The sequence below is a fragment of the Cupriavidus sp. YR651 genome (assembly GCF_900101625.1).
Taxonomy (GTDB): Bacteria; Pseudomonadota; Gammaproteobacteria; order Burkholderiales; family Burkholderiaceae; genus Cupriavidus.
In genome coordinates this window covers 1-12,835 of the sequence record NZ_FMYZ01000024.1, presented here as the reverse complement: position 1 = coordinate 12,835, position 12,835 = coordinate 1, and the positions used below count along the sequence as shown (strand labels likewise).

Sequence of the window (12,835 nt, the reverse complement as noted above, 5' to 3'; positions counted from 1 at the left end):
ATTTTGTATCCCTGCGAACAGACTATCAACCGCAGACAAGATCATCCCAGACGCTGGTCGGTGGTGAACTCACACATACAAATTCGCTCCCTGATCCTCCAACGTCTTCAGCTAAACGATAAGCACCCATCGGCACCTCGATCTGCTATGCCCCTTCCGTGTCTGACTGATGCTGTCATTCATAGCAATTCAACCTTACGCTAATTTCCCTATGAAATCGTAGGCGGCAGTGGATCCCTTGTGAACCCGAATGAGCCTGCGAGACAAATGTTAGGGCATTCTGTGTATATCTACGAAGAGGGTGATCAGCGCCTCGCCAAGGAGCGCTCGGTTCAGTTTGCAGACCAAACTCGACGCTACCTGTCCGGGGGGATAAGTGACGATGAGTTTCGCAGCCTTCGTCTACAGAACGGTATATATATCCAGCGTCACGCGCCGATGCTACGCGTGGCAATTCCTTATGGGATGCTGAGTTCCGGTCAGCTCCGCAAGCTGGCGGACATCTCTCGGCGTTGGGACCGTGCCTACGGTCACTTTGACACGCGCGAGAGCATTCAATTCAACTGGATCCGCCTAGAAGACGCGCCCGATGTCCTGGCAGACCTCGCCGCCGTACAGATGTATGCCTCTCAAGGCATCACTAACGGTATCAGGCACTTCACATTGGACAACTTTTCCGGTATCGCTCGGGATGAGATTCTCAATCCCCTTGTCTGGAGCGAACTAATCCGACAATGGTCAATTCGCCACGCGGAGTTCGCTCAGTTACCTCGTAAGTTCCGGGTTGCGGTAAGTGGCGCGACCATTGATCGCGCCGCGGTGCGAGCTCACGATATTGGACTAGAGGCTGTCCGGTCACACGAAGGCCTCGGTTTTCGCATCTGGGTGGGTGGTGATATGGGACGTATGCCCACAGTAGGTACGCTAATCAGGCCGTTCCTCGCATGGTCGGATCTACTCACTTACCTACGAGCGACTCTGCATGTCTACAACGTGCATCGTTGCAAAGACAGCGGGGGTACGCCTCAATTGAAGACTCTGGTTCGAGATCTGCCCCCCGGAGTTTTTGCTCAGCAAGTCGAAGAACAGTGGCAACTCATTCGCGGAGGAGTCGCCAGCCTCAATGAATCGCATGTGATGTCCGCCGCATTGCGTTTCCGTTGGCCAAAGTATGCCGATCTGAAAGATGTTGACCTCCCACGCCCTCCCAGTCCGAAGGAGATTCGTAGCTACTCACATTGGCAGCGATCCAACGTTCACGGCCATCTGATGCCTGGCTATGTCGCTGTCAGCTTGTCGCTCAGAGCTGGCGACGTACCCGCAGGTGACATCACGGCGGACCAAATGGAAGCTGTAGCAGACCTCGCCGATAAATTCGGGCATGGTCAGCTTCGTATTTCTCGTGAGAGGAATCTCATCCTGACCGACGTTCGTCGCTCTGATTTATACGATCTCTGGCGCGAACTCGAGATTATCGGGCTCTCCACGCCGAATGTTGGCTCGCAAGTTGGTACCGACGACGGCTTCGCGGCAGGGAGAGATTTTGAGTCGATCCCACTCGCCAACGCGATCCACGAGCGAATCGATACTCTGGACTACTTCCATGACATCGGCGAAATCGACTTGAGCGTTGCCAGCAACTCCGATCTCGGCGTCCACAACCATACTGGCCATATCGGAGTCGTTGGCTTCGAGAAGGCCGGAGAAAGGTGGTACCAAGTAAGTATTGGTGGAAATCAAAACGCTGGCTTCTCGAAGGTGGATCCAGGCAGTGACAACGTCGGCACTGTAGCCGTTCGAACACTCATTGGCATTCCGCTGCCTGAGAACCAGATACCGGCTGTCGTCGAGCGGCTTATCAAGATCTACCTTGAGCTCCGCGATAGCCACGCCGAGCGCTTCGTCGATGTCGTCGATCGTGTTGGTGCCGAACGCCTTAAGAGAGAATTGGCTTCAATCGCTTCGGCATGAGGCCGGCCTCCATCAGCAGCTTGCTACAACACGTCGACTCTTACCACTCATCGTCAAGAATATCCATCTCAGGAGTACGAATTGACTAATACGCTCGGAATTACCTCGCTCACTCGAGTTCCTGTTTCCGGCAGCGTTCCTGCCCTTGTGACGCCAATGAACATCGACGGCACGCTAGACATCGCTACTCTTCACGCCATGGTGGACTGGCACATTGAGGAAGGTACCTCGGCGTTGGTCGTCATGGGGTCTACAGGAGAGTCGGCTACGCTCGATTCCTCGGAGCACTGTCAGATGGTCCGTGAGGTAGTCGAGCATGCTGCCGGCCGTCTGCCCGTCATTGCTGGAACGGGCGCGAACTCAACGAGAGAAGCACTTGAACTTACTAGGTACGCAAAGGATGTTGGTGCAGACGCAGTCCTTTCGGTAACGCCCTACTACAATAGGCCAACGCAGGAAGGTCTCTATCAGCATTACCGCAAGATCGCGGAAAATGTGGAAATTCCGCTCATTGTGTACAACGTTCCAGGTCGTACTGGTGTGGACCTTGCAGACGATACCGTTCTTCGTCTTGCAGAAATCCCGGGAATCGCTGGACTCAAGGATGCCACCGGCGATATAGCACGTGGCACGAAGCTCTTGCACATGCTCCCCAATAATTTCTCTGTGTACAGTGGCGATGACGAGACCGCTGCAGCCCTTATGTTGCTTGGGGCAAAGGGGAACATTTCTGTTACTGCGAATGTAATTCCCGGGTTGATGCGAAAACTCTGCGATGCTGCGAGGAACGGTGACGTCCCACTGGTGAGGCTTATCTCGCGGAAGGTGTACCTGCTGAATCAAGCGCTATTTGTTCAGTCAAATCCAATTCCCGTGAAGTGGGCCCTTGCGAGAATGGGGCGAATGACTGGAACGCTTCGCCTGCCCTTGACCCCACTGGGAAGCGAATGGGAATCTGTACTTGTTCGTGCCCTGGCGCTAGCTGGCGTAGAGCTTCCCGCACAATAGCGCCTTCACACCGCGTGGCCAGCAGTGGACACTACTGACGGGCATGCTCTGTGTGGATCCACATTTCTCGAGCCGTTCGGTTCCCGGCTCGAGGAGACAGGAGAGAATAGGCTCGATTTACTTGGTGCTGGGTTCGGAGGCTGGCTTGTAAGGAGAGTAGCGGCCGTGGGTGTCGGCGGGGTTCTCACGTCGACTGCAGAAGCAGGTGACTATGCCGCAATTTCTGCTAAGGCTCGACGCTTCGTCAAAGCAGCTGGGGCGCTGCCGGCATCGACGATGCCGGCCGCCGCGTGATTCAACCAGATTCGCGCCTCACACATATCGGCACGCTCTACGTGCGCGCGGAGAGCCGTCTTGCGTGGCGCAATCCGCCGGAGACGCGATGGGCGAAGGCGCTACCCTCACTCTTTGCCGAAATGCCCGAAACGAATGCGAACGCGAAGCCGAACCTTGCCAGGGAAGTACCTGCTCTAGTCAGCGATTGTCCATGGCGCCGCCCTCGTCGCCACGACGGCACATCCGATACTCATTAGCGCTGCACCTCCAGAGGCCGCCTCGCAAGCAGCCTGTAGAAACCGCTTGCGAGTTCGCATTGAGAAGCCACCCACTCAATCGACCGCTGGTGGGTTGCGGTTCTTCATTCACGGGTGCTGGTGCCAGTAAGGATACGCGAGCGTGGTGGCGCCGGCGGCGCCCGTTTGGCGACCTGCTCGGGGAAAAATTCCAGCCGACAGCGTCCAGGTTCTGCGGCAACTGCGCCTCGTTGCGCGCGCCGATGATGACGCTGCCGACCGTCGGCCGCTGCCGGCGTCAGTTGAGGGCAATCTGCAGCACGGTCTTCCCAGTCTCCACTGCCACTGGTCCAGCGCATCGACCACACGGAACAGGTGCTCATCCGGGATTGGCGGAGCCGCGTCGGCGACGATTTCGAGCCGGCTGTCTTTGGGCCGTGGCTGTCCCCGGCGACTCTTTCCGGTCAGCCACCCCAATGTCCGGCGCATGAGACTGACTGATTCCGTTGCCCTTGCCAGCCCTCTCATAGCGAAGAAATTCTAGGGCCGAAAGACACTCCCGTCGCTGACTAGTGAGAGACAGCGGCAATGCCCAGTAATTGACCCACGCGAACGGATTCTGATCGGGAACAGGCGTTGGTCCAGCGAATTGTTTTCGGACCAAAGAGCATGATTACCGTTGAGCCCAATTTAAAAAGTCCCATTTCTTGGCCCTGTCTTATAAATGTCGGATGCGCCGATGTTTCAAGCCAAGAGGAAGACCAGACCGAGTCCGACGGAGTAACTGGACCAGTCCATATGGTCTCAATGGACGCCACGATCATAGCTCCGACCAAAATCAAAGCCAGCGGTCCATGTTCCGTCTCGAACGTACACACGACGCGTTCGTTTCGCGCGAACAGCCGTGGCACATGTCGCGCCGTCAGCGGGTTGACGGAAAAAAGCCGCCCTGGGATGTGGATAATCTCGCGCAATCTGCCTGAAACCGGCATATGAACGCGGTGATAGTCGCTAGGCGACAGATAGATCGTCGCGAACTGCCCGCCGACGTATGGACTTGCCCGCTCGGCGTCTCCTCCCAGAAGTTCGAGCAATCCGTAGTTGTGGCCCTTAGCCTGAATGATGCAGCCGTCCGCAATTTCCCCTAGACAACTGATCGTGCCATCCACGGGGCTTTGAACACCGCCGGGCGTATCATCAAACCGCCGAGCCCCAGACTTGAGTTCACGAGTGAAGAAATCGTTAAAGCAATCGTACGCCAAGGGATCTTGTTTAACGGCCTCGTGCATTTCCACGCCATAGCGGCGCACAAAGCGTGAGATCAACCAGTTCTTGACCACAGGCAATCGACAAGAGGCAATCCGTCCCGCAAGCCGTGACACGAGACGTTGAGGTGCGAGATATTGGCCGCAGAGGAACAGCCTGTCCCTCGGAACCAATGTTGGGACGTCACTGCTGTCTTTGGATAGGGCGCGTTCAGGTCGATTTTGCTTCATTTCGGATTACATATACCCGGATCGCACCGCGCAATGAGGAGGTTGCTTGCAGTGACTCCGGCGTACCGGAAGCTCTTGGTGGCCCTAGTCCTTCGGGACATGCCGAGTAAGGCTCCGAGTCACATTCTTATGCATGCCCTGTTTGCGTTTCGGACCCAATCCCAACGGGAAGCAGCAACTATACATACAATATTCAATTGAATGCAAGATTGGCAATGTGCATGGATACCAGCGACGACTAGCAAACCCATTGCTGCGTCCCGGCAGTAAACTCTGAACTAGGACACACAACCGCTATGTTTCACTACAGCTATTAGACCGGTGGCGATGCTTCGGGCGCCGTGTCTGATCTCCCCCCCACGGCCCACGCCAGCGCACGCACTGAGCACCGAGGAGCGCGACTGCATTCCGGCCGTTGCCAACGAACCGCGCTCTGCCGAAATGCCACCGGCGCGCATCGTGCCCATGCTCGCCGACGAGGGTGTGTACCTGGCCAGCGAATCGAGCTGGGTTGCGTGCTGCGCGCCCATGGACAGACCCGGCATCCGGGGCGCGCCCAAGCGCCGCGGCAAAGCGTCCGCCCACCACGCACGTCGCCACGGGGCCACGCCAACTGCGATGCTGGGACCTGACCTACTTGCCGGCCGAAGTTTCCGGGCGTTGGTTCTATTTGTACCTGCTCCTGGATGTGTACAGCCGCAAGATCGTGGGCTTCGGGATTAACGACCGCGACGACACCGACCACACGGCGCATCTGGTCAAGCGCACGGCACTGGCCAAGCGCATTCATGCCCTGGCGGTCAAGCCAATGCTGCACGGGGACAATGGCGCCACGCTCAAGGCCACTACGGCGCTGGAGTGTTGCATTGGCTGGGCGTCACGCCCTCGTATCCGCGTCCCCGCGCGCAAGCGATGATAGCTGCCTTTGTGGAAAGCCTGTTCCGCGCAGCCAAGTACCGGCCGGAGTTCCCGGCCACGGGCTGTGAATTTTCGCCGTGAAGGAGCCAAAGCGTTTTCGGCATAAAGGCGCCGGCAATCTTTCGGCTCGAAGGCGCCAGTTCGTTTTCGGCGTGAAGGCACCACCCAGCTGGATCCGGGGTTCGAACTTCTATCAACTTCCGTCCTCCCAGAGCATTTCCCAGGCGGGCAGTTTTGAACAGGAGGTTCGAGATTTTTCATTACCAACAGGCCCTGGTGCGCATGCGCCAGGCCGAGGCCGATGCGGGACATATCTCGCTCGACGGATCGGCGGCACCGGTGGCCAGCAGCCCATGGAACTGCCGCGATGACCTCAACCAAGCCCGGCATCCTGAATGGCCCGCAGTTAAGGTCGAGAGGTCGCTCAAACCTCGTCACATGTCAAACGTTTGCGGGCCAAATTGCGGATTTCTTCGACCGCTTACTTTGGGTGGTTTGGAGCCGTGAGGCCGTAGAGCTGGCGTACGGCGGCTTCAAACTCGGCGGGCTCCAAATTCCGTTTCATGTCGTCGGCACGGAGCGCTTCCTCGCCGACTGGAATGCGGGCCGGTGCATCCTGCGCTTCAATGGCATACAGAACAGCGTCCGCTACTGCCTTTGGATTGGGGCCCTCATTGATATGATTAGCGATTAACGGGAGCAATCGACCGGCCACATCCGCATAGGGTGAATCGGACGCGGTAGTGCGGGCGTTAGCAGCCAGGCCGCGATTCGCGAAACCAGTTCGGAACAATCCCGGTGCCACCGTATGCACTCGAATGCCGAAGGGCGAGAGCTCTAACCGAAGCGAATCAGAAATCCCTTCGACGGCGTACTTGCTAGCGTTGTAGTGGGTCAGCAGCGGCAGGCCCATATGCCCGAGGAAGGAACCTACATTCACGACAACGCCCCGCCCTGCCCGCCGCATCGCCGGAACCGCGGCGCGGATCAGTCTGAGCACCCCAAAGACATTAACGTCGAATTGGCGGATGAACTCCTCATCGGTGCCATCCTCGACACTCGCCACCAAGCCGAAGCCGGCGTTGTTTACCACGACGTCCAAGCGGCCAGCCGTAACGAGCACGTGATCAACTGCAGCAGCCACCGACCCAGTATCCTGCACGTCCAACCGGACCGGCGTGACTTGTAGTTCCTGCTCTCCCGCCTCTTGGCGAATTGTTGCCAGCCCCGCATCGGAGCGAGCGCCGGCGAAGACACGGTATCCTCGCCGAGCCAATAGGAGCGATGTCGATAGCCCCATGCCGGAGTTGCCTCCGGAAATCAGTACTGTTTCTTGCATTGCCCTTCTCCTGAATGAGGCAAGTTGTCCAAATGAAAGCTAGGGCAATGTACTGCATGCGACAAAAGATGTAAATAATATGCATCTTTTCCAGTAGGGCTATAGCGCGTGCGTAGAACATCCGTGACAACATCGATGCGACGCCCTACTCCTCCGCACCAAGGACCCGCTACGGATTCTTGCGACGCGCTACTTTGGGCCGCAACCATGCGATCGTGGTCACAACGAAGACTCGGGTCAAGTGCCTACTTAACGTGACCACTGTCGCGGCGTCGTGCCTCCCACGGCTTGAATCCATCAACTAGTGCAGCTTTGTTGCCGAAAAACACCCCATCACCTGTTGTGATGCAACGTAACGCCGCAGCGCAAAAGGTCCTGAAGTCGTGCGACTTTAAGCAAGAGCTCGAAGCGCTCGGCTCTGAACCATACCCGGGAACAGACATGCCCCATTTCTTTGACTCATCGCCGATCCGCAGGGTGACTGAGGGTCGCAGAATGGCCCTTCTGACCAGCCTAAGTGGGACGGTTCGTTTGAGGTAACGCTCAAGTTCTATCGGCGATATTACTGAGCTCCCTCTTTCGACAGGCTCGAAAAAGCCGGCCAACCACCGCTTGGTCTCTCTTACTCTGGCCGCCGCCGCAGCCTAGGCCATCAAACACCTCCATTGGCAAGCCGATTGGGTTGGCTGGCAACTCGAGCATCAGCTGACACAAGGACGACTTTCGAGAGGCGTCACATACTATGCCGGCTAATATAGCGAGCTCACCCCCACCCTGTGAGGACCGCCGCGGGAAAGTGCTATTTGAGGTGCGGCTCTCGCCCTTGTGAGTATTCGAAAGTTATTTGATTTGCACGTAGTTGAGCATGCAGTACATGATCTAAAGTTGGGCGTGCGCTTGGTGGGTTTCTCAATGTAAACGCACCGGCCCAGACATAACACAGATAATCAACCACGGTTCGAAACGATCGCCCTTACCTTATTCCTAAGCGTCGAGCAAGCCGCGCGAGATTAGCTCGATCCAGCTGTAGTTCGCGAGCGGCATTGGCCCACCGACCCTGATGCCGCTCCAGCGCCTCTTCTATTCGCCGCCGCTGAAAAGCGTCTACTGCGTCGCGCAGCCCCCCGACATTCATCGATGCATTAGCTGCTTCCGCCAAACCGGGGTTCGTAAATTCGTCACGATTCGGAGGCTGACCAGGCAAATCTAGTTCTGCTACGTCGATCGTAACCATACGCGTGGGCTCAGGTTGCAACATATGAACGGCCATCGCCTTGAGAGCCGCTCGACTGATCAAATGCTCAAGCTCCCTGACATTGCCCAACCAATTGTGCTTCAGCAGCACCATCTGCGATTCTGCCGACAGGCGCAGGCTTCGCAAACCAAGCCGATTCCGATTCTCCTCAAGAAATGTGCCTGCGAGCAGCAAAACGTCTCGCCCGCGTTCGCGTAGCGGCGGTACGCGGATGGGATATACGGCCAAGCGGTGGTATAAATCCGCGCGGAAGAGCCCTTCGCGGACGCGGTCAACCAAATCTCGATTCGTTGCAGCGATTAATCTCACATTGACATGATGTTCTTGATCGGACCCAAGTCGTTGAAGCTGTCCGCTCTGCAATACACGAAGCAGCTTCGCCTGTACAGTTAGCGGTAATTCGCCGACCTCATCCAGAAAAAGTGTACCAGCGTTCGCCAACTCGAATTTTCCCCTCCTATCACTAATTGCACCTGAGAAGGCGCCACGCACATGGCCGAACAACTCGCTTTCTACGAGATTCTCCGGCAGTGCCGCACAATTCAGGCTAAGCATTGGGCGTCTGGCGCGATTCGAAGCAGCATGAATTGCTTCCGCCACAAGTTCTTTACCCACGCCTGTTTCACCGGCAATCAATACCGTCAAATCGCTCTTGCCCACCAAAGCAATTTCGCCCTGCAAATGCCTTAGCGCCGCGCTTTGCCCAACCAGTGATCGAGGCTGAAGGTGGTTGACCGCATGCCGGTAGACTTCCGCCGCAGTGCGTTCATCTTCAATCCGACTGGTCAATGCGGCAATCCGCTCATTCGCCATCACGGTGGCGGCCGCCAAGCCAGAAAAAGCCTCCAAGGCCGCCAAATCAACGTTGCCGAAGCTTGCGGGGTCTAGCGAATCCAGGGTCAGCAATCCCCAGAGTTGATCCTGCAAATATAGCGCGCAGCCTAAACAGTCGTGCACTTCGAGTCGCGTTGGCTGCCCTTCCACAAGTCCGTCATAGGGATCGGGTAAGCCGCAATCAGACGGAAACCGCGTCGCGCCACCTTGCGACACAAGCTCCTGAAATCGAGGATGCTCGCTTACGCGGAAGCGACGCCCGAGGGTGTCCGGGCTCAAGCCAATAACTGCAAGTGGCAACAGATAGTCGTCCTGCAGCTTCAGAAGAGCGACGGCATCGCATGGAAACACTTGGCGAATTACTTCGAGCAGCCGCCCGTAGCGTTCACGTTCCGGCATGTCACGCGAAAGATCCGCAACCAAAGGTATCCAGCCGGCGATAAAAGAAGACTTTGTCATTTGGACTACAAAAGGTCTTTAGGACCATCAACAAAGGATAGTCATAATGACTCAATGCTTTATAAGTACTTGAATAATAATGAAATAAAACATGGCACAGTGCTTGATTAATAGATAGCATCCGCCGACATCGGCCACCGATGTCACCACTCCAACCTAAGGAACTACTGGAGCACTTCAATGCTGTCTGACGCCGAAATTGCCATCATCAAAGCTACTGTGCCTCTGCTCGAAACCGGTGGCGAGGATCTGACCCGTCATTTTTACCGTATGCTCCTCAACGAGCATCCTGAAGTTCGGCCTCTATTCAATCAATCACACCAAGCTAGTAGCGATCAACAGCGCGCACTCGCCAACGGTGTTTTGATGTACGCGCGACATATCGAAGAACTCCAAAATCTAGGTCCACTGGTAAACCAGATTGTCAATAAGCACGTCTCACTGCAAATACTCCCCGAGCACTACCCAATCGTTGGAGCCTGCTTGTTGCGCGCCATCCGCGAAGTTCTTGGAGTGGATATCGCAACCGACAGCGTTATTGCAGCGTGGGCGGCGGCTTACAACCAGCTTGCCGGTATCTTGATCCAGGCTGAAGAATCCGCCTATGCTGCCAACGCTTCAACTCCGGGTGGTTGGCGTGGCGCTCGTACATTTCGCGTCTCCAGGATGGTGCGTGAAAGTAGCGAAATCATTTCTCTCTATCTCGCGCCGGAGGATGGCGGTAAAGTTGCCGATTTCGAGCCAGGGCAGTACATTGGCCTTCGCTTGTTTCTGGAAGAGGGCGAGGTGCGTAGAAATTATTCGCTATCTGCACTGAGCAATGGCTCCACTTATCGTATCAGCGTTAAACGCGAGCCCGGCGGGCGCGTTTCCAACTACCTACACGATCACATTGAAGAGGGTAGCCGTATTGAACTATTTCCCCCAGCTGGAGAATTCGTACTCCGAGATTCGGATCGGCCTTTGGCACTGATTACAGCCGGAGTTGGCATTACACCTGCACTTCCGATGCTGGATGCAGCCAAGGCAAGTGGGCGGAAGATTCACTTCATTCATTATGCTCGCAACGGCGCTGTCCACGCATTCCGCGACTGGGTCGACAACCTAGCCGCGCATCATTCCAATCTTCGCCAATTTTTCTGCTACAGCGAGCCACAGGAGGGTGATCAATCCGATGGCACTGGGCGTCCTACCAAAGAACAGTTGGCGTTGTGGCTGCCCGCTGACCGGAACTTGGACGCGTATTTCCTGGGTCCCAAGCCATTTATGGCGCAAATCAAGCGTCATCTGCGTGAACTAGGAGTACCGGAGGCCCAGACGCATTTCGAGTTCTTCGGCCCGGCCAGCGCGCTAGAAGGCTAAATTTCTTCACCTTCCCGCATGCCCATGCAGACGACCTTGCGAATGAAAAGAATTTTAAGCTCCAAAGCTCAGGATCCTTGTTCGTCATGGTTGCCTGCAAGGGGGCCGGTTCCCTTGCCCGAACATCCACGCCTTTTCTATCGAAAGAATCTGAGCGATACTAATTAATTCTATATATATGAAATATTTTTATGATAACAGCCACTATTGATATGGTACATGGCGCATCAACGTATGTACGTCTCACAATTTAAATACGCAGGATATTTGCAGGGCCGCATGGGTCTCGATAGCTTCCTTGAACAACTTGCTGGTGATGCTAAAGTCGCAATGACCTGGCGACATGTGATTGGCACGTCCCATGCACCTGCCTCTGACTACCGCATCCCCCCTACACAACCATCACCGTTTTCCGTACAGACTAGAGCTAGTACTGAGAATCTTTAAGTAGCAGTTGCCACTGATTTGTGCATGGCACATTGTTGGCGATGTTTCCTTAACGGCCCACCTAAGTACCGTGCTGCTTTAGATGCCGGCACGATCTTCGACGGCAGCCACGAGACGAGCTGAAATGCTCAAAGATTTCTGTCACGGACGACGCATAAGGATAGGCACGAAAGAATCAGGGTAGTAGATTCGCTGACGCGTGAACTGATACGGCGAATTTTGCAGCAACTGTACCTCCCTAACTATCGGTAGATTCGGTAACGTTCCAGCTGCCCCGTTTTCACCCAAGCCGAGCTGGCGATGGACCAACAAGCATTACGGATACGCTAGTCCAATTTAAAATAAATTTCGCAAAATTTAGCGTAGTTTTTTCTATCTACGGCTAAGACGCGAATAGAGCTGGAAAATATTTCCTCCCTCAAAGACGGGAGCAACATGGTAATGTTTTTGCGAGAAATAAATCAGGTCAATCAGATTCTCGTCATGAACATGGCCGCCTACAATCTTGCGCGTGTGACTTTCCTAGACGGATCCGTCAAAAGTTGCAGTAAGGCTAAACCGTGCAATCGAACCGTCGGAGCCTCGTGATTCGAGGGTCCGTTGCATCTGGTTCGTGAACCAAGAGCAGGGTGCTAAGGTACGCCCTTTGCGGAGTACTTCAGCAGCCCGCTAGATGCCTCCGTACATAATTTCGACTTTTATTCAGGCCAAATTACTATTAAATCTGGCATATGAGTACTCCAACCACCAATTACACAGATAAGACAGACGAAAAAGATGCTTTCCGCAAGGCCGCGCTCGAATATCACGAGTTTCCGACCCCCGGCAAGATCTCCGTCACCCCGACCAAGCCGCTGTCCAACCAGCGCGACCTGGCCCTGGCCTATTCGCCGGGCGTGGCGGCCGCTTGCGAGGAAATCGTCGCCAATCCCGCCAATTCCTTCCGCTACACCGCCCGCGGCAACCTGGTCGCCGTGATCACCAACGGCACCGCCGTGCTGGGGCTGGGCGACATCGGGGCAGCCGCCTCGAAGCCGGTGATGGAAGGCAAGGCCGGCCTGTTCAAGAAATTCGCCGGCATCGACGTCTTCGATATCGAAGTCGACGAGAAGGACCCCGAGAAGCTGGTCGACATCATCGCCTCGCTGGAGCCGACGTTCGGCGGCATCAACCTGGAAGACATCAAGGCACCGGAGTGCTTCTACGTGGAGCGCAAGCTGCGCGAACGGATGAA

General features: G+C 55.8%; 6 protein-coding genes and 3 pseudogenes. 5 read left to right on the top strand and 4 right to left on the bottom strand.

All coding sequences use genetic code 11. The features are described from left to right. Window positions 1–282: 282 nt before the first annotated feature. Both BLR29_RS30470 and dapA read left to right on the top strand, forming a co-directional pair. Window positions 283–1,971, top strand: a complete 1,689-nt coding sequence (locus tag BLR29_RS30470; protein ID WP_092143508.1) for a nitrite/sulfite reductase — start codon at window positions 283–285, stop codon at window positions 1,969–1,971. A gap of 81 nt (window positions 1,972–2,052) precedes the next feature. Next, complete coding sequence (gene dapA, locus BLR29_RS30465) at window positions 2,053–2,979, top strand: 4-hydroxy-tetrahydrodipicolinate synthase (RefSeq protein ID WP_255371526.1); 927 nt, start codon at window positions 2,053–2,055, stop codon at window positions 2,977–2,979. Window positions 2,980–3,620: 641 nt separating this feature from the next. Here dapA and BLR29_RS33090 read toward each other — a convergent pair. Continuing rightward, a pseudogene (locus tag BLR29_RS33090) lies at window positions 3,621–3,968 on the bottom strand (aldo/keto reductase); the annotation flags it as partial. 92 nt (window positions 3,969–4,060) lie between these two features. Continuing rightward, window positions 4,061–4,987 (bottom strand): archaetidylserine decarboxylase, encoded by a 927-nt coding sequence (asd, locus tag BLR29_RS30450; RefSeq protein WP_176861107.1) that lies wholly within the window; start codon window positions 4,985–4,987, stop codon window positions 4,061–4,063. 360 nt (window positions 4,988–5,347) lie between these two features. Between asd and BLR29_RS33085 the strand changes: the two are divergent. Next, window positions 5,348–5,968 (top strand): annotated as a pseudogene (locus BLR29_RS33085) (DDE-type integrase/transposase/recombinase); the annotation flags it as partial. A gap of 418 nt (window positions 5,969–6,386) precedes the next feature. On the opposite strand, the gene BLR29_RS30440 reads toward BLR29_RS33085, so the two are convergent. Both BLR29_RS30440 and norR read right to left on the bottom strand, forming a co-directional pair. Further along, window positions 6,387–7,244 carry an SDR family oxidoreductase gene (locus BLR29_RS30440; RefSeq protein WP_092143457.1) on the bottom strand — a complete coding sequence of 286 codons (858 nt, stop codon included), beginning with the start codon at window positions 7,242–7,244 and terminating at the stop codon, window positions 6,387–6,389. 973 nt (window positions 7,245–8,217) lie between these two features. Beyond that, entirely contained in the window at window positions 8,218–9,792 is a 1,575-nt protein-coding gene (gene norR / locus BLR29_RS30435; RefSeq protein ID WP_092143454.1) for a nitric oxide reductase transcriptional regulator NorR, read from the bottom strand. Window positions 9,793–9,972: 180 nt separating this feature from the next. Between norR and hmpA the strand changes: the two genes are divergently transcribed. Then, complete coding sequence (gene hmpA / locus BLR29_RS30430; RefSeq protein WP_092143451.1) at window positions 9,973–11,154, top strand: NO-inducible flavohemoprotein; 1,182 nt, start codon at window positions 9,973–9,975, stop codon at window positions 11,152–11,154. A 1,178-nt stretch (window positions 11,155–12,332) separates the two neighbouring features. After that, window positions 12,333–12,835: pseudogene (locus BLR29_RS30425) on the top strand (NADP-dependent malic enzyme); the annotation flags it as partial.